The sequence below is a fragment of the Anaerobacillus sp. genome (genome assembly GCF_046314235.1).
Lineage (GTDB): Bacteria > Bacillota > Bacilli > Bacillales > Anaerobacillaceae > Anaerobacillus.
In genome coordinates this window covers 1-16,690 of sequence record NZ_JBKBWN010000013.1, presented here as the reverse complement: position 1 = coordinate 16,690, position 16,690 = coordinate 1, and the positions used below count along the sequence as shown (strand labels likewise).

Annotated in this window: 19 protein-coding genes and 1 pseudogene; 12 read left to right on the top strand and 8 right to left on the bottom strand. The window is 35.6% G+C overall.

Going from position 1 to position 16,690, the window contains the following annotated elements; genetic code table 11:
• Nucleotides 1-28: 28 nt before the first annotated feature.
• Entirely contained in the window at nt 29-904 is an 876-nt protein-coding gene (galU, locus tag ACK4M9_RS16655) for a UTP--glucose-1-phosphate uridylyltransferase GalU (protein WP_409852958.1), read from the top strand.
• A gap of 415 nt (nt 905-1,319) precedes the next feature.
• Here galU and ACK4M9_RS16650 read toward each other — a convergent pair.
• From ACK4M9_RS16650 to ACK4M9_RS16635, 4 genes and pseudogenes are all read right to left on the bottom strand, one after another.
• A pseudogene (locus ACK4M9_RS16650) lies at nt 1,320-1,519 on the bottom strand (GNAT family N-acetyltransferase); the annotation flags it as partial.
• A 128-nt stretch (nt 1,520-1,647) separates the two neighbouring features.
• Nucleotides 1,648-1,989, bottom strand: a complete 342-nt coding sequence (locus ACK4M9_RS16645; RefSeq protein WP_409852955.1) for a hypothetical protein — start codon at nt 1,987-1,989, stop codon at nt 1,648-1,650.
• A gap of 110 nt (nt 1,990-2,099) precedes the next feature.
• Complete coding sequence (locus tag ACK4M9_RS16640) at nt 2,100-2,441, bottom strand: hypothetical protein (protein ID WP_409852953.1); 342 nt, start codon at nt 2,439-2,441, stop codon at nt 2,100-2,102.
• A gap of 151 nt (nt 2,442-2,592) precedes the next feature.
• A complete protein-coding gene (locus ACK4M9_RS16635; protein WP_409852950.1) occupies nt 2,593-2,880 on the bottom strand; it encodes a hypothetical protein in 288 nt (95 codons plus the stop codon).
• A 682-nt stretch (nt 2,881-3,562) separates the two neighbouring features.
• Here ACK4M9_RS16635 and ACK4M9_RS16630 point away from each other — a divergent pair.
• The 7 genes from ACK4M9_RS16630 (at nt 3,563) to ACK4M9_RS16600 (ending at nt 8,216) form a co-directional block, all read left to right on the top strand.
• Nucleotides 3,563-4,465 carry an ABC transporter ATP-binding protein gene (locus ACK4M9_RS16630; protein ID WP_409852947.1) on the top strand — a complete coding sequence of 301 codons (903 nt, stop codon included), beginning with the start codon at nt 3,563-3,565 and terminating at the stop codon, nt 4,463-4,465.
• Nucleotides 4,458-5,711 carry an ABC transporter permease gene (locus ACK4M9_RS16625; RefSeq protein WP_409852944.1) on the top strand — a complete coding sequence of 418 codons (1,254 nt, stop codon included), beginning with the start codon at nt 4,458-4,460 and terminating at the stop codon, nt 5,709-5,711. Before ACK4M9_RS16630 ends, ACK4M9_RS16625 begins: the two co-directional genes overlap by 8 nt.
• A gap of 197 nt (nt 5,712-5,908) precedes the next feature.
• Nucleotides 5,909-6,304, top strand: coding sequence for a hypothetical protein (locus ACK4M9_RS16620; protein WP_409852941.1), 396 nt, complete (start codon nt 5,909-5,911; stop codon nt 6,302-6,304).
• A 120-nt stretch (nt 6,305-6,424) separates the two neighbouring features.
• Nucleotides 6,425-6,598 carry a hypothetical protein gene (locus ACK4M9_RS16615; protein ID WP_409852938.1) on the top strand — a complete coding sequence of 58 codons (174 nt, stop codon included), beginning with the start codon at nt 6,425-6,427 and terminating at the stop codon, nt 6,596-6,598.
• Nucleotides 6,599-7,275: 677 nt separating this feature from the next.
• Nucleotides 7,276-7,533 (top strand): hypothetical protein, encoded by a 258-nt coding sequence (locus ACK4M9_RS16610; protein ID WP_409852935.1) that lies wholly within the window; start codon nt 7,276-7,278, stop codon nt 7,531-7,533.
• A gap of 82 nt (nt 7,534-7,615) precedes the next feature.
• Nucleotides 7,616-7,870: a hypothetical protein gene (locus ACK4M9_RS16605; RefSeq protein ID WP_409852933.1), complete on the top strand. Its 255-nt coding sequence runs from the start codon at nt 7,616-7,618 to the stop codon at nt 7,868-7,870.
• A 103-nt stretch (nt 7,871-7,973) separates the two neighbouring features.
• On the top strand, nt 7,974-8,216 hold the full coding sequence (locus ACK4M9_RS16600) for an amino acid decarboxylase (RefSeq protein ID WP_409852930.1): 243 nt from the start codon (nt 7,974-7,976) through the stop codon (nt 8,214-8,216).
• Between the two features lie 117 nt (nt 8,217-8,333).
• Here ACK4M9_RS16600 and ACK4M9_RS16595 read toward each other — a convergent pair whose 3' ends face one another.
• The 3 genes from ACK4M9_RS16595 to ACK4M9_RS16585 all read right to left on the bottom strand — a co-directional run bounded on the left by ACK4M9_RS16595 (nt 8,334) and on the right by ACK4M9_RS16585 (nt 11,905).
• A complete protein-coding gene (locus ACK4M9_RS16595) occupies nt 8,334-10,331 on the bottom strand; it encodes a S9 family peptidase (protein ID WP_409852928.1) in 1,998 nt (665 codons plus the stop codon).
• Nucleotides 10,332-10,547: 216 nt separating this feature from the next.
• Nucleotides 10,548-10,877: a DUF3817 domain-containing protein gene (locus tag ACK4M9_RS16590; protein WP_409852925.1), complete on the bottom strand. Its 330-nt coding sequence runs from the start codon at nt 10,875-10,877 to the stop codon at nt 10,548-10,550.
• A 263-nt stretch (nt 10,878-11,140) separates the two neighbouring features.
• Nucleotides 11,141-11,905 carry a MerR family transcriptional regulator gene (locus ACK4M9_RS16585; RefSeq protein ID WP_409852923.1) on the bottom strand — a complete coding sequence of 255 codons (765 nt, stop codon included), beginning with the start codon at nt 11,903-11,905 and terminating at the stop codon, nt 11,141-11,143.
• 324 nt (nt 11,906-12,229) lie between these two features.
• Here ACK4M9_RS16585 and ACK4M9_RS16580 point away from each other — a divergent pair, with 324 nt between their 5' ends.
• Complete coding sequence (locus ACK4M9_RS16580; protein ID WP_409852921.1) at nt 12,230-12,466, top strand: hypothetical protein; 237 nt, start codon at nt 12,230-12,232, stop codon at nt 12,464-12,466.
• A gap of 353 nt (nt 12,467-12,819) precedes the next feature.
• Complete coding sequence (locus tag ACK4M9_RS16575; RefSeq protein ID WP_409852918.1) at nt 12,820-13,881, top strand: serine hydrolase domain-containing protein; 1,062 nt, start codon at nt 12,820-12,822, stop codon at nt 13,879-13,881.
• Between the two features lie 50 nt (nt 13,882-13,931).
• Here ACK4M9_RS16575 and ACK4M9_RS16570 read toward each other — a convergent pair whose 3' ends face one another.
• Complete coding sequence (locus ACK4M9_RS16570; protein WP_409852915.1) at nt 13,932-14,525, bottom strand: hypothetical protein; 594 nt, start codon at nt 14,523-14,525, stop codon at nt 13,932-13,934.
• Nucleotides 14,526-14,837: 312 nt separating this feature from the next.
• Between ACK4M9_RS16570 and ACK4M9_RS16565 the strand changes: the two genes are divergently transcribed.
• On the top strand, nt 14,838-15,404 hold the full coding sequence (locus ACK4M9_RS16565; protein ID WP_409852912.1) for a hypothetical protein: 567 nt from the start codon (nt 14,838-14,840) through the stop codon (nt 15,402-15,404).
• Nucleotides 15,405-15,919: 515 nt separating this feature from the next.
• The gene (locus ACK4M9_RS16560; protein ID WP_409852909.1) at nt 15,920-16,465 is read left to right on the top strand and encodes a DUF3231 family protein; all 546 of its coding nucleotides are present in this window, start codon (nt 15,920-15,922) and stop codon (nt 16,463-16,465) included.
• Nucleotides 16,466-16,690: the final 225 nt, after the last annotated feature.

Here is a 16,690-nt window from a genome sequence, read left to right as displayed (position 1 = left end):
GTGGGCACTAATTGGAGGAATTGATTTAATGTCTCAAAAAATTAGAAAAGCAATTATACCTGCAGCGGGATTTGGTACACGTTTTTTACCTGCGACTAAGTCACAGCCAAAAGAAATGCTTCCGTTAATTAATAAACCAGCAATTCAATATATTGTTGAAGAGGCAATTCAGTCAGGAATTGAACATATTCTAATTATAACTGGAAGAGGAAAACGATCGATAGAAGATCATTTTGATCATAGTGTAGAGCTAGAAAATATACTTAGAAGTCGTGGCAAGTGGTCTCAATATAAAGAAGTGTTAGATATCGCTAAAATGGCAGATATTCATTTTATTCGGCAAAAAGAACAGTTAGGTCTTGGCCATGCAGTTCATTGTGCACGCTGTTTTGTTGGCGATGAACCGTTTGCCGTTATGTTAGGCGACGACATTATTCACCATTCAAAAAAGCCAGCACTACGTCAAATGATCGAACAATTTGAACAGTATGGAAAAAGTATTGTAGGTGTTCAGGAAGTTGAGATGAAAGAAGTGTCTAAGTATGGGGTTATTTCTGGTAAGCAACTTCATGATCAGGTATATGAGGTAGACGATTTAGTCGAAAAACCTCCGGTTGAGCAAGCACCATCGAATTTAGCGATTGTGGGACGTTATATTATTCACCCTGATATCTTTGATATTTTAGAAAAAACAGAACCAGGAAGCGGTGGCGAAATTCAATTAACCGATGCCCTTAAAGCACTTTGTAGCACTCATGGAATGCAAGCGAACATATTACAAGGTGAACGCTTCGATATCGGAGACGTTTGGGGGTATATCCACGCCACTTTATCCTTAGCAATGGAATCGGAAGAACTACATGAAAAGCTAAGTAACTTCTGTTCAAAACGATTACAGGCATAGATGGTGTTCGTGAAATTGAGTACTATTTGAAGGATGGAGCGATGGAGTTTTTCTCGAAATTAAATTAAGTATTAAAAAAAGAACCCTATAAAGTTAACGGGTCCTGTATCTATCGCAAAAACATAAATTACAGTTAGAAATGTAGGTGACCTATATTTTGCACTGTAATTTACGATTATCTAAAAAATGTAAAAAGGCTCAGTCAATTTGAACGGAGCCTTTTTACATTTATTATTATTATTTTTGTTGAACGCACCCGTTTGTTCAATAACAGATTTCCTAACTATTTCTCTTTAATTAGGTAGTAAGAAGAAAAAATCCAAAAATAATAACAAAGAACCCATAAGAACTAAAATAACTTTCATTAACCAATATTGAAGATCAGATTTAATATTGATTAGTTATTGTAACAGAATTATTCGCCTTTATCAAAACCGAGATGAACAGAGTCTGCAATCCTTTCATAGCCAATTTCTCTATGATCTTATTTGATGTCGGATTCATCAGATCTGTGTACAGGACACAAAAGTTGAAGTCTTTAAGTAGTTCTCTTGAAACCGCCTTAACAAGCGTCCGAGCATATCCTTTTTTGCGTTCTTCCTTTGGCGTGTAAACCAAACCTCATAATCAAATAAAATCGAAGGCACCGAATTAGAAAAACTTTTTCATTCCGTATTTGGCCCTGATAAGGTATAAACGACTGCTCATCTTGAACAATCGCCTCCGTTAACTTAATAAGGGAATTAATTAACTGGACCATAAACATTAATACACTTTCCCGAATAAGCATTAATAACAACAGTAGGTGCTTTATCACCGTATTTAAGATTAATTTCCCACTTTTGTTTATTCATTAACTTATTATAGAACCCATCTTGTTGAGATAAATAAGTATAAATATTTTCATTAGGTATTGTTTCTATTTCAATATTATCTGCAAATATACCCATTTTGTCTGGTGGATTATTTATACAGTCCACTGCACTAATCATTGCTTCTCCAGAATTCATTATTGGTTTTTGGTATTCATAAAAAGTAATAAACAAAATTCCAATAAACATGAACATTATAATTTTTTTCACCATAATCCCTCAGTTTCATAAAAGGTTAACACTATTTTCTTCTTCAATTTCCTGCTCTGTTGCCCCAATAAATAGGAACTGCCATTACAACAGTTCCTCAACTAAAACACCCATTAGTTCAGTAACACAATTTTTTCTGCACTTTGTAATGGTATTCCAGGTAATACTTTAATTAATTGTTCCTCGAATTCAATCTTTAACTTTTTCCCAACCTCTAAATGATTAAGTTCTAACAACTTATTGTCATTATCAATTATCTTTGTCTCTTTACCTACTAAGACATTTACCAAATAGTATGTAGGGTTTAATTTTTTATTGCTTTTAACTGTAAGCAAAATAGAATAGTCATCTTGTCCATAGTGAATTTCCTTTATTGTAAAAGTTTCATTTTGGATGAGAAAGAAGGAAACAACAAGAACTAAAATACTAGTTAAGATTATAATAGCTTTTTTCATTTTTTCTCCTTATGATTTTTACTTTTCTGTTCAGTTATTGCACTAATTTGCTCTTTACTTGAACAACGGTAGGAACTGCCGTTACAACAGTTCCTCAACTAATGCACCCAGTTAGTTTTAGTTCATTACTGTACAAGGTAATAATCTTCTATTAGGCATTAATTCTGCTTTTAATTCTATATATATAAATTGTTAGAAGAATAGAAGTAAGAATAGAAGAGATTAAGAAAGGATTGCTCCACCATGTAACATTATAACCCGTACCGAAAGTGACTTCATTCGGCAATGTACCAGCTTGTTCATAGGCATCAACAATATCTGGAACATTAATAACGGTTAATATGTAACCAGAAATCCATTGAGAAAGTAAAAATATAGCATTTAATGATAAAAAAGAAATTAGAAAAATAGATAAAACTTTGATTAGTTTGTTCCTCATATACAACACTTCCTTTCAATAACAACTTTATTTACGAGGGAATAAATAAAAGGTTTCATTATTGCATAATCCGCCTCGTTCGCTTAAGTACATTTCCACAAAATTAGTAATAATCTCTAATTATTTTAACATAAAATACCAATACTTAGTTTTTTTTATTCAGGATTTAAGTTTGTTATTCATATTTAGAACTGCAAAGATCTATTTAACTGTACATAGCCATACGAAAAAATGAGGCTAAAACACCCATCCCGTTTGCACAATAAATTGTCTGTTCTCCTCTATCCTCTAATATACGAGGCACCATTTCACCGTTAAATTTTGCAGTTCCCTCGATTTTTATTTCCAAATAGGTGATTTTGTAGCTTACCATCAATATGCATAGTTATGTTTTCCGAAAGAACCTCAATATTTAAATGGTGAAAAACACCATTTAATGTTTTCTTTGTGCGAGTAACGAAATCATTGGTCATTTAGCCACCATCAAATTTACGATCCTAATAAAAAATCCCTATCCTATGAAACCTTTTTGGTTTTCACACGTATTACATGAGGGAAAGTTATTGTTATATTTGGTATTATGTGTAAAATAGGAGTGTAGAAAAAGCAATAATCGCAGTGCATAATTGCCTTATATTCTAAGAGATTAGAGCTTGCGAGTGCGAGAGGAAAGGGGAATAACATGACTTTAGTGCTTAACGGAATTAAAAAGAAGTTTGAAAATCATTATGCTGTTGATGGCATCTCTCTTAGAGTAGAAAAGGGAGAGATGTTCGGTATGCTTGGGGCGAATGGAGCTGGGAAGACCACTTCTTTTCGTATGATCCTTGGTCTGCTTGACCCGACTGAGGGATCGGTTACGTGGAATGGAGAACGGATCAGCTATAAACGAACTCACTTAGTGGGATATTTACCAGAGGAACGTGGCTTATTTCCGAAACTAACTGTAAAAGAACAATTGATCTATTTAATGAGACTTAAGGGAATGAAGAAGCCAGAGATTATTAAGGAGATGCGCAATTGGCTCGAGCGCTTTCAAGTTCCTGAATACGAAAATAAGAAAGTTGAAGAACTTTCAAAAGGAAATCAACAAAAAATTCAATTTATGGCATCTATTTTACATAAACCAGAGCTGTTAATTTTGGATGAGCCTTTTAGCGGTCTTGATCCAGTCAACTCTGATATGTTAAAGAAAGCAGTACTCGATTTACAAAGCGAAGGAACGACGATTGTTTTTTCAAGTCACCAAATGAGAAATGTAGAGGAACTTTGTGAAGACTTGATTATGTTAAAACGGGGGAAAGCGGTACTGCATGGTAGTCTAAGAGAAATTAAGCGTTCCTATGGGATGAAAAGTATCAGTATCCGTGCTGATTATGACTTACAATTTCTCGAGTCTATCCCAGGTGTATTAACATTGGAAAAATTAAAGGACGGAGCGACAGTGAAAGTAGAAAACGAGAATGTCGCAGAAGCAGTTTTCCAAAAAATTATGGAAAAAGGTTTCGTCCGTAAGTTTGAAGTAGAAGAGCCTTCATTACATGATATTTTTATCGATAAGGTAGGAGGTGATGGAGATGAGTAATTTCTGGATTATAGTCGGACATACCGCAGAAAAAAGGCTTAAATCAAAAACATTTCTGTGGTCTACGATCATCATTTCTGTCATTGTAATTGCATTAATGAATATTGGAACGATTGTTGATACTTTCTCAGGGGACGATGATACAGTTGAAAAATCGACTGTGGCAGTTGTAACTAGTGAAGGAAATGAGGAACTAGGTGATATGCTCTTCTCGTATGAAGAAGGGGAATTCAACTATGTCAACTATACTGATGGTGATATAGAGTCAGCCAAAGAAGCGGCAGAAAATAACGAATTCGATTATGTTCTTGGATTATCCGGAGACATATTAAATCTTGAAGCGGAATTTTTTGGTGCAGGTATGGATTTTATGGTCGGACAGCATGTTAGAATGGAACTTCAACGGATGAAAGAAACCGTTGTTACGAATGAACTCGGCTTGAACCAGGAAGAACTGGCGAAGATTTACTACCCAATAACCTTTAATGAACTACCTTTAAGTGAAAATGGTGAAGTGAAGACAGAGGAAAGCCATATGCAATCATATTGGATGGTTTATGGTCTTGTGTTTGCGATTTATATGATTATCATTTTATTTGGTTCAATGATTGCAACAGAAGTAGCAACAGAAAAATCTTCAAGAGTCATGGAACTAATTGTATCTAGTGTTAACCCGGTAACACAAATGTTTGGAAAAATTATTGGGATCGGTATTTCAGGGTTAGTGAACTTATTGTTGATTGTCGTTGCCGCTTTGGTTGGCTACAAAATTAGTGGTGCTGATTACCTTGACACGATTTTTCGAGACGTAGTTGATCTTTCGCTATTAGGTTATGCCTTATTACTTATTGTTTTAGGTTACCTATTATACGGTGGAGTAGCTGCCATGCTAGGTGCACTCGTAAGTCGTGCTGAAGAAGTGAACCAAGCACTACAGCCATTAATTTTTCTTGCGATGATTGCATTTTTCGTTGCAATGTTTGGTCTTAACGTACCAGATACAATGTTCATTAAAGTTCTTTCTTATATTCCTTTTTTCACACCGCAATTGTTATTCCTGCGAATGGGAATGACGACGGTGCCACTATGGGAAATTATCATTATCATTAGCATCTTAATAATCAGTGTAATCCTTATTAATCTGCTAGCAGCAAGAATTTATAAAGGTGGCGTGATCATGTACGGCAAGTTTTCATTTAAAGACGGCATGAAGCAGGCACTACGATTAGGAAAAAAAGAAAAGTAAGGCGATGATTTTAGCTCCTAGTTCCCTCGTATTTAAAGTATAAGGGATAGGGGCTTTTTTTGAAAACTCAGAGTTTTACACTGGGTATTTATGTTAAAATTCAATTAGCTTTGTGAAATACAATAAAAGGAAATTGGTGTTATGATTAAAGTATGTAACTGTATGGTTGGATTAAGCATAGGAGAGGAAGGTGACGTATGAAAAAAAGAGTTAATTTTATATCCCAGGCTTTAGCAGTGGTTTTTTTCACTTTAGTGGTTATAATAGACTTCTTCCCTGATATAGGCATAAATATGTCGATAGGGGTAATAGGGTTTGTTACATTTATTATGTTTGCTGTTCTTACTCGACAAAAACAAGAACAAGTATTTAGCTCAAGCAAACAGGTACTTATTTTTACTGTTTTTTCGGGGACATACTTTTTTTCATTACTTATAATTTTAAGTTTACTTGGTGGTGCTTCCCAGGTTGGTGTTGGATTGACTAATCCAATACTATGGGGGTTATATTTGATAGGAGCTCTTGTTTCCTATACTAAGTATAAGAAGGAATTAAAACATACAACCAACAATGGAAGCGGAACTTTTCAATAATTCTTAAATTATGTTTTAAGCTAACGATAAGGAAAAGCTGAACATGGGACTGTCAATTGCGGCAGTTCTTCGTTTTTCAACTATTGAAACATTATAATTATTAATTTAAGGGGAGCTCTTATGATGTTATCTATCATTTTGTATATTGTTGGAATATTTATTCTTTATATAGTAATTGAAACGGCAGTTAGGAGAGGAATTAACGCTTCCATAATAGGTAAATTTCTTGAAAAGAAGTATGGGATTAAAGAAGATAAAAAATCTTTTTTTGATGATGATTTAGATAAAAATTAGAAATAAACATGTTGAAGTATAGGATGCACTAGTTAAGGGACTATTGTATATCGAGGGATTTTTCTTATTATAGGGGGAAACCTATGGAGGAGATTTCCAATACTTTCGATATTGGTTGTGAAAAGTGTAACAGCGTTCCTGTTTAAGAGCAGGTGCGCATTTTTTGTGCAATATATAAAGAAATTAGTGTTTTGTAAGACTTACTGATGGCATTACATTGTAATCAACATCTTCTAGTTCACTTTCGAAAGTGATTTGTTAAATAGATTGCTAATTTCCAAAAAAACAATATTTGCCTATTTTAAATAAAAAATTGTCTTTTGTTGTCAAAAAACATTGCTAATTCCAGTCAATAATTCCATAATAAAGTAAGTGAAATTGTATATATCCTACATTTTTACTATGTGTAATGGGGGCGGGAATATTTTTATTAGACATATCAAGTCTTGGAGAAGTTAACGGACCAGATGCACACATGCCTTCTAATCTAGCGTTACCCCAAAAAGGTGAATGGGCGTTTTTGCTTTCTACAGATGATGAGTTATTTAATATTTTAGTTTAGGACATTAATGATAGCTTTAAGGGGAATTTTGCAGCGTTGGACCTGGTTGCTTAGTATACCAGGTTTATTTTTTATAAATTTAACGAATTACGAGAGAGGTAAAGGTGGTTTTAAAATGGAGAAGATAAGTTTTGTTACGGGAATTGGATTAATAGCATTAAGTGGTATTTTATTTACTATTGAAAGGTTTATCACTGTTTTCCAAAATGCTAGTGAAAGTTTTCCAGTAAAATTGAACGGAAATGGTTCTTATTCTAGTCAACCTATGCCTGGTATCTTTGATAATTTCTTTGTAGGATTATTTTTAGTTCTTGGAATAGTTTTGTTGGTATTTGCGGGAATTAAAATATTAAAAACTCAAGGAGATAAATAGGTTCCTTGTTCTACTAGCGGAACGGTATTGGAAGAGTAGTGGAACAAGGTACATTGTCGATTTATAACATAGGAGGTTAAAAATGAAAAAGCCAATAGTAATTGAATTGACGTTTGTTTGTATCGCATTATTGATTTTATTTTCGGGTTCATGGAACGTTAGTGGTATTTTAATACTTGCACTTATTACAGCTGTTTCTTCACAACTCATAAACTATTATTACTTTCGGAAACAGTTTCAATTGGCGTGGTATATCAATAGATTTTTAGGGATAGGTATAGTAGTTTTTGTGTTGCCGATTATCATGGCATACATTTTAGCTTTATATAAAATATAGGTACCAAACAAGCCTTAAAATTTGGTGATAATCGTCACTGCTTAGAAGTGCATTACTTGATATTCTTAACATATTAAATAAAAAAATCAGGTGGTGCCACAAAATGTTAGATGCAAAAGTACAAGGGAATGTAGCAATCATTGATGTCCGTGAAAATGTTTTAAGAGGTGAACACCCGAAAAATTTGGTATTAGAGTTTGTACAAAATGCTAAAGAGGTAACAAGATTTGAAATTCATTTACCTCTTAAGGGTGAGCCAATGGTTACTTTACTCCAATCAATAGGGTTGAATGCGTACATTGAAGAATTGGGCCCTGAACATTTTAGGATTATTGCAGAAAAATAATTTGTGATAAGAGGTCTCTACACACTCAAATGTTAAGAGTAAAGAAATAGGTAACTAGATTAGTGAAGGACGGCACTTCCTTTCTTTTTAGAAGGAGAGCCGTCCTTTGTTTTTTAATTAATTTCGGCGGTCTTCAAACCAGCGGATTAAATGCTGCAAGCGCTCTAAGCGGTGCTTTGGATTACCTGAGCGTGAAAGATCATGATTTTCATCTGGGAAGCGTACGAGTTTTGTCTCTACGCCTAGACGTTTTAGGGCGATATACCATTGTTCGGCTTGCTCCATCGGGCAACGTAAGTCCTGTTCAGAGTGTAGGATTAACGTTGGCGTTTTGACATTACGTGCAAACGTAAGAGGAGAGAGTTTCAATAGTTTCTCGACATCATCCCATAAATCAGCATGTCCGTGCTGCCATTCAGTGAAGAAAAAGCCGATATCGCTTGTTCCGTAGAAGCTATGCCAGTTACAAATACTACGTTGCGTGACTGCTGCTTTGAAGCGATCTGTACGAGTGACAATGACATTGGTCATATAGCCACCGTAGCTTCCTCCAGTCACAAATAATTGTTCTTGATCGATATAGTTAAAGTTTTCTAGAGCATAATCGACACCAGCGATAATATCTTCATAATCCATACCACCGTAGTCACCGATCACCGCATTGACGAAGTCGTGGCCATATCCGTGGCTTCCTCTTGGATTTGTGTAAAGGACAACATAGCCTTTTGCGGCCATTAATTGCATTTCGTGGTGCAATCCATTTCCATAGGCTGTTGCTGGCCCGCCGTGAATTTGCAGGATCATCGGATATTTTTTACCTTCTTCATACCCGTAAGGCTTTAAAATCCAACCTTCAATCTCGCCACCATCAGTACTCTTGTAATGGAAGTTTTCGGGAGTACTTAAATAAACCTCGTTATAGAGATCCTGATTCCAATCAGTAAGCTTATTACTATTTTTTACGTTAGTTAAATCTTGCGTAACTAAATCTCCTGTTGAATGAGGAGTCGCCAGAACAAGAACGGCTTGATCGTCACTTACAATATCATAAGACGTTACAGATGCGACTGCTGGTGAGAGGGCAGCTGAAACCTCACCAGCAAGATTTACCTTAAATAACTGGCAATCACCACCAACCGTTGCGTTGAAGTAAATGTGAGAGCTAGCAGTATCCCAGATTAGCCGTTGCTCTGCCGTGTCATACTTCGCATCAACACCGACAAGATTACCAACTGTGTAATCAAAGCTTTCTGTTAGGTTTGTTAATTGACCAGTTTCTGTAGAAAGGAGGAGAACATTGGCGTTTCCTTGACTTCTTTCACCACGATCATGACCTGCTACCGCTAGCCATTTACCATCAGGTGATAGGGAAGGGGCCATAATATAACCATTTGCTTGATAAAAGAGTTCTTCTTTCTTTGCCCCAAGATCGTATTTCCAAATCGCAGGGAGGTAGCCCCATTCTTGATCTTCTGCCTTTGTTCCAATATAAAATAAGCTTTTTCCATCTGGAGTAAAACGAGGCTGACCAAAATCATGGTCACCTTCTGTAATCTTTGTATATGCCTTTGTTTTGAGGTCGAAAACATAAACATGCTTACGGTCCTCGTTATAAATCCCAACCCCGTCACCTTTATAACGAAGTCTAGTAATAACCTTCACATCACTTTTTTCTTCCTTTTTCTCATCTTCCTTATCAGAAGTAAGCTTTAATTCGCCGGTAATCGTCACAGCCAGTGAACTGCCGTCTGGATTCCAATCGAAATCACCAACACCTTGCTTGATGTCTGTTAATTGAACAGCTTCACCACCATCAGTATGTAAAAGCCATAGCTGATTTTTGCTAGTACGGTTTGAGCGGAAGGCAATCGTGCTTCCATCAGGTGACCACTTAGGAGCAACATCTTTGACTAATTGATCTTTTGAATAATGAGACGTAAACTGTCGCCCTTTACCATTTAAATTAGTGACATAAATATGAGAATAGTAGCCATCTTTTTCTTGATCAACATGAGTTAATACATAGGCAACTTTGTCTTTGTTAGGTGATACGACAGGATCGCCAACAAACTTGAATTTACATAGATCTTCCGCTGTAATCGGACGCTTCGTCATTTTAATTCCTCCTAATATTCCAAACTATAAATCTATTTTAACATTTCGGTCACCGAAATAAAAGTTTTTGTGTATGGTGCCTGGCACCTCATATGCCATTTAGGTGCCTGGCACCTCTTATGGACAAGTTTATTAAAAAGTCCACCTGAGATGGACAAAATATCAAGTAGGTGGAGGTGGTGCGAACTAAAAAAAACTACCCTTGGCGCAGTTGGTTTAATGCTGCGCTGGGGGTAGAGTTATATCGTGTCCATAACTAAATGTTTGTTTAATACGTCGATCTAAGATCAGGTTACCAAATGGAATAAAAGCAGCAACTACGGCACTAATAAACCATATGTAAGACCAGCGTATTTTATATGTTGTATAAATACAAAGAAGGAAATAAGCAACGAAAAGTATACCATGAAGAGAGCCAACAATCGTAACCACCTCAGGAATATCTGCTAGATATTTTAAGGGCATTGCGATGAAAAGTAATATAATTAACGATAGGCCTTCAAAAAAGCCCATAATTCGAAATCGACCAAGATCTGTGTCTAGCATATTGAACCTCCTCATGAATTTTTTGTCTAATGATTTGACGGTAAACCATACTTAATTAACATTTCTGTTATATAAAGTATAATAAATTAAAATGCAAGATTGTACAACTTTTAGGGCTATGTAGGTACCTTAGTTTATTGCTTTTTTCTAGCGACCCTAAAATACTAAGCGAGACTTATGAAAGTATTTACTTAGAATTAAGGGATTTAGTTGGCAATTAGAAAAAGGTAAGAGAGACGAATAAATCGCTCTCTTACCTTCGTTTATTTTTTCATTCCTGTATAAATGTGAATGGCATCTCTCAGAAATTCCGCTGCACCATCTTGATCCTTATCATAATATGCTTTAAAGCGCTCGTCGTCCACATACATTTGTGCAAGACCAGCGTGAGCTTCTTTACTGTATTCAGACCAGTAATATGTCAGCCACTGTTTATGCAAATCGGCAGCCTTTTGAGCAATATCGCTTGATGGATCTCCAACTTTTAACGCAACTGCTAAGGTTTCATGAACTTGCTCAGCGAGTCTTGTGACTTTTTCGTAGTCCTCCTGAGTCATGTTTTGAAGCTTTGCATTTGACTGATTAATCGTCTCATCTCCATATTTTTCTCTAGTTTCATTTCCGTATTTGCGCTCGTTCTCCTCAATCAATTCCTGTTTAAATCCTGCAAACTTTTCTTTATCAGACATAGAAATTCTCCCTTCTTTTACGCCTATCGTTTTGTCTACGTTGGCAATTAACAAATCAAGTTGGTCTCGTTTGTCTAACAGCTTAGTACGGTGCTCCCTTAATGCTTGATTGGCGTCAAAGCAAGGATCATTGAGAACATCCATGATCAGGTCCAGTTCTAACCCAAGCTCTTTGTAAAAAAGAATTTGCTGCAATTTATCAACTTCCACTTGCCCGTAAATTCGATATCCAGACGAATTGGTTCTAGCCGGCTTTAGAAGGCCAATTTCATCATAATATCGAAGTGTACGTGTGCTAACACCAGCCAACATTCCAAGCTTTTTTACGGTATATTCCATGACTTCACCTCCTGACAATTTAACTTTACACCTTTACGTTGCGTGAATGTAAATAGGATTTTTCAAAAAAAAAAAAACGATTTTTAGATGGAAGATATTCTGAGAATTGTTCCGAGGACTTTCTAAGATTTGCAAACAATAACTAGGAGTAATCCTATAAGGCTCTTTTTCTCCGAAACAGAAAAATTCAATAGTGGTAAATTGACAGAAAATTTAGTATAATTACTTCAGATAAGCAATTGCGTGATTAAGCCATTTTTCATTCTGACTATTCATTATAACCTAATAAATGATTGTATAAGACTTAAAATGGAGGGGAAGTAAATGATACTAGAGCTAACTACAGAAGAAGAATTTCAATACTTTAAGTGGAGGGATGGTTATATTATCATTCAAGATCCAACTCGTACATTTATACATCGGTCCCATTGTCAGGACGTGAGAATTTCTAGTTTTAGAGAGAAATTGAGAAATCACGGCGGCTATTTTACAACTGAAGATTTAGATTATGGGATTAAAAAATTTCAAGCTGAAAAATGCTTAAATTGTTGCTCTAATTAGAGATTGACTATGTATGTTTACCCTGCTAAAAAGCATGAATTAATTAGGAGAGGAAAAACTAAACAAAATAGAAATGGCTTACCAAAACACATTCAATTTGGTAAGCCATTTTTTATATTCACTATTAATTTGCAGGCAATTTTTAATACTACTGCACGGAAACGTGCTTTCTGTCAGTTAGTTTTCATTTCACTGACAAAAATGACGGAAGTATTTTTGGGGTTTAATGTTAAAATTTATGTAAGGATTATAGTAAGTGAAACTTAATTATAGATAAGAAGATTTCGGGAGTAATGGAACCTGAATGATAAAAAGGGAGCCAGTTGAAATTGAAATTATAGGGGGGAACAGTGATGATGAAAATCAAAGAAGAGTTGCTCAATCAATGTTTACAAGAAATAATTAACAAAAAGAATGTGTTTAGTGCAGTACTTCGTGTCGAAAGTGGAGATAATTCATTCTCATGGACAGGCGCTGCTGGCGAGATGCAAAAAGATAGCCAATACTTTATCGCCAGCGTCACAAAACTATATGTTACGGCAATTGTCATGGGCCTTATAGAGGAAGGGAAATTAAACCTTAATGATAAAATTGCCAAATATATGCCTAGTGAATATATGCAAGGACTTCATGTGCTCAAAGGAGTAGATTATTCGAACGACATCACGGTTGAGCATCTGATTTCTAACACATCTGGGTTGCCGGATTACTTTTTTCATAAGCAAGCGAATGGAAAAACAGCTGCTTCATCGTTGCTAGAAGGTAATGATCAATCATGGAATTTAGATACAACGATTCAAACAGCAAAAAAACTCACACCAAATTTCCCCCCAGGAAAAAAGGGTAAAGCTGCTTATTCGGATACTAACTATCAGCTTCTTGGTAGAGTTATTGAAATTATTACAGAAAATAGGATTGACGGAGTATTTAAAGAGTATCTTTTTAATAAGCTCAGTTTACGCCATACCTATGTTTTTAAGGATATTTCTGACAATGCGCCTGTACCTTTTTACTATAAGTCTAAAAAACTATGGTTACCAAATTATATGGTATCAGTGCCAGCTGAAGGAGGCATTGTTTCGACCGCGGAGGAATCAATGTTCTTCATAAAAGAATTTTTTAACGGCCGTTTTTTCCCGAAAGAGAATATTGAGAAGTTAAAGAAATGGAATTTAATTTTACCGCCGCCTAGCATTTTTTACTACGGGATAGGTTTGGAAAAGCTTTTCACGCCAAGAATCATTTCTCCATTTAAACCGATTAAAGAGATTGTCGGATTTTGGGGGCAAACAGGTTCTTTTGCCTGGTATCATCCCGATACAGATCTATACTTTTGTGGTACGACTAATCAGATAAACGGAGCAGGACATGCTGCTGCAGGGAGCGCGATTTTTAAGATAATTAAATCTGTTTAAAGGTCAGGGTGCCAGGCACTGAACTACGAGTGGTGCCTGGCACCCACTATTTACGGGAGGTACACTAATGATTTCAGGTATTCGACAACGCCTTGAACGTTAGTTTCTAAACACAAGCCGCGGCTCTGTAACGCCGATCGGTGCTGCTCAACAAACGCATGTACTTCTTGTTTGATCATTGAATTCCATTTCTGTAACTCTGCTTGTGTTTGCTCATCTAACTGTTCTTCTACAGTTAAACAAATAAATGAGCGGCATGTTGAATTTTTATATGCTGGAGGAAGAGTGCATCCTTTTTGTGGTTGAAAAAATTGACAAACAGAATATTGAAGGCGTAGATCATCTTTTTCAATTTGTGAAAGATGGTCTATCTTTTCTTCAAAATAAAGAGGACTTACCTCGGCGTTAATAATAATTTCATAGGGCATAATAGTAGCTGACCTATGCTGAAAAATCGTTTCTATAAAAAAGTCCGCTTTCCCAGCCTTGATCATCTGAAAGATTTCAAATAAACCAAAAACAGGACTATAGCTGCAGCACCCAACATGAAGCATCTCGGGACGAGCTGGAGCAAAATAAGTGTCTTTACATGTTAAACAAGCACTAGTCAAAACCTGTTTGTGTTGACTGTCAAACGTAATCATACTATCACCTACCTGAAATCTTACTATAAAGGATATTAGAACTCTTGTACAGCGTTGGGTGGGACGAGGGGACAGGTACGTTGTCCCACCCTTTAAGATAATTGTAAATCGGTAAGTGATGAGAACAGGGACAGTGAACCTGTCCCCTTCATGAGAACTAATGTTCCCGCAGTAACTAAATTATGATATAATAATAGTAGATTTCAGAGTGGAGGTGTTAGCGTTTAACCGTAGTTAATTAAATTGTTTATAAGTCGTCCGTTGTAGCTTATGTTCGTGGTATAATCAAAGAAATAAGTTGGGGTGAACAAGTTGGAACAATTATTAAAACAATTCATGGGGAAAATTGACCAGCGATTTGACAAGCTGGATGTTGATCTTCAAGAGTTACGATTAGACGTTACGGAGTTAAAAGACGGCCAATCAAAAATGCGCGCGGATGTAAATGAGTTAAAAGATGGCCAATCAAAAATAAGAGCGGATGTAAATGAGTTAAAAGATGGCCAATCAAAATTACGAGCGGATGTAAATGAGTTAAAAGATGGTCAATTAAAAATGCGAGCGGATGTAAATGAGTTAAAAGATGGCCAATCAAAATTGCGAGCGGATGTAAATGAGTTAAAAGACGGTCAAACAAAAATACGAGCGGATGTATATGAATTAAAAGATGGCCAACAAAAATTAGAGGTTGGCCAATCAAAATTGCAAACTGATGTAACCGAATTAAAAGAAGGCCAAGTGCGCCTTCAACAGAATATCATTGATAGTCTTGGATCTTATACAGAAAAAATTACTGAACATATAGATAATAGAACTGATGCCTTAAATAAACGTGTTTATCGTCTGGAAGTAGAAGTTGAGAGGATAAGTAGACAATAAAATATCAGTGCCGATAATAGTCAAATCCTTTCACAGATGTCATAAAGAACAATTTTAAGAAGAGCTAATTGATAACTAACGGGTTCGGTATTGAGGTACAAAAACTAATTACGCAGTGGAATTAGTGAGCGAATTAATCACAAATATATTGTCTATAAAATAACATTGAAAAAAGCAGGGGGAATTTACTTTCCTTTGCTTTTCTTTGTTTTTTCTGAAAAGTTCCAGGTCTATTGGATGTTATGTGAGCCAGGCGAAACAAATTTTGCTGGCTCAAAGAAATAGACTTTTATGCCGCTAGTCCAAATAAAGTGCACGACTCTACCGATGTAAGCCTTATACTAGCACTACAGAACGAAGCAGTTTACTTTAACAAGAAGAAAAATGAAACTTTCTATCTTCTGAAACGCTTCATTTGGGGGAATTAACAATTATTGAACTATGTTAATAATTTGGATATTTTTTTTGTTGTTAGAAATTATAATAAAAGATGTTAAAAAGTTGGAGGTGAAAAAATGTCTAATCCTTTTGAAGCCGTTTGGAATACATTAAAAACCTTAGTTGATACAGAACCTAAATCGCAACTGCATGTAGGAGAAGTAATGAGCATCTGGACTTACTTAACGGTTCTTGATGAGGCATTAAGATATGAAGAAGTAGGTTTAAATACGACCATAGATAATGAAGTAAAAGAATTACTTGTAGATGCTAAAAAATTATGTGAAAGTCAGTCCGAGAGATTGTCGAGATTTATGCAAAAAGAGGGACTTCCACTGCCTCGAAGCCAGGAGAAAAAGCCAGTATCAGAGCCAAATGAAATTCCATTAGGAGTTAAGCTTACCGATGATGAGATTGCAAATGGAGTATCTTTAAAAATTGCAACTGCCGGTCTGGAATGTGCAATAGGGAATTCCCAAGCTATCAGGACAGATGTTGGATTGATTTGGACAGAGTTTTATACAGAGATGTTAGCTTTTGGAGCAACTACTAAAACACTTTTACGAAAAAGAGGTTGGTTAAAAGTACCACCTTATTACTGCCCACCAGGATTACCTAAATAACAAAAAAACCAATTAATGTTGGCTTTTTACATGTAATATAAAGTAGGGACAAGAAAAAAGCTAAGGATAAATATGAAAACAAAGCGGAAGTGAGAGACAAGGGTACAGTAAACTGTACCCTATAGAGTGGACACCTTATTAAAGGGACGATCTCTATAGGGTACTTTTTTAATGTATAATAGTGAAAATAGATGATTCGGATTCGAGGAGAAAATTCATATGAAT

Bases quoted from the DNA above. Each gene is read 5' to 3' on its own strand.
- galU (WP_409852958.1), top strand. From the start codon at position 29: ATGTCTCAAAAAATTAGAAAAGCAATTATACCTGCAGCGGGATTTGGT.
- ACK4M9_RS16645 (WP_409852955.1), bottom strand. From the start codon at position 1,989: ATGGTGAAAAAAATTATAATGTTCATGTTTATTGGAATTTTGTTTATT.
- ACK4M9_RS16640 (WP_409852953.1), bottom strand. From the start codon at position 2,441: ATGAAAAAAGCTATTATAATCTTAACTAGTATTTTAGTTCTTGTTGTT.
- ACK4M9_RS16635 (WP_409852950.1), bottom strand. From the start codon at position 2,880: ATGAGGAACAAACTAATCAAAGTTTTATCTATTTTTCTAATTTCTTTT.
- ACK4M9_RS16630 (WP_409852947.1), top strand. From the start codon at position 3,563: ATGACTTTAGTGCTTAACGGAATTAAAAAGAAGTTTGAAAATCATTAT.
- ACK4M9_RS16625 (WP_409852944.1), top strand. From the start codon at position 4,458: ATGAGTAATTTCTGGATTATAGTCGGACATACCGCAGAAAAAAGGCTT.
- ACK4M9_RS16620 (WP_409852941.1), top strand. From the start codon at position 5,909: ATGAAAAAAAGAGTTAATTTTATATCCCAGGCTTTAGCAGTGGTTTTT.
- ACK4M9_RS16615 (WP_409852938.1), top strand. From the start codon at position 6,425: ATGATGTTATCTATCATTTTGTATATTGTTGGAATATTTATTCTTTAT.
- ACK4M9_RS16610 (WP_409852935.1), top strand. From the start codon at position 7,276: ATGGAGAAGATAAGTTTTGTTACGGGAATTGGATTAATAGCATTAAGT.
- ACK4M9_RS16605 (WP_409852933.1), top strand. From the start codon at position 7,616: ATGAAAAAGCCAATAGTAATTGAATTGACGTTTGTTTGTATCGCATTA.
- ACK4M9_RS16600 (WP_409852930.1), top strand. From the start codon at position 7,974: ATGTTAGATGCAAAAGTACAAGGGAATGTAGCAATCATTGATGTCCGT.
- ACK4M9_RS16595 (WP_409852928.1), bottom strand. From the start codon at position 10,331: ATGACGAAGCGTCCGATTACAGCGGAAGATCTATGTAAATTCAAGTTT.
- ACK4M9_RS16590 (WP_409852925.1), bottom strand. From the start codon at position 10,877: ATGCTAGACACAGATCTTGGTCGATTTCGAATTATGGGCTTTTTTGAA.
- ACK4M9_RS16585 (WP_409852923.1), bottom strand. From the start codon at position 11,905: ATGGAATATACCGTAAAAAAGCTTGGAATGTTGGCTGGTGTTAGCACA.
- ACK4M9_RS16580 (WP_409852921.1), top strand. From the start codon at position 12,230: ATGATACTAGAGCTAACTACAGAAGAAGAATTTCAATACTTTAAGTGG.
- ACK4M9_RS16575 (WP_409852918.1), top strand. From the start codon at position 12,820: ATGATGAAAATCAAAGAAGAGTTGCTCAATCAATGTTTACAAGAAATA.
- ACK4M9_RS16570 (WP_409852915.1), bottom strand. From the start codon at position 14,525: ATGATTACGTTTGACAGTCAACACAAACAGGTTTTGACTAGTGCTTGT.
- ACK4M9_RS16560 (WP_409852909.1), top strand. From the start codon at position 15,920: ATGTCTAATCCTTTTGAAGCCGTTTGGAATACATTAAAAACCTTAGTT.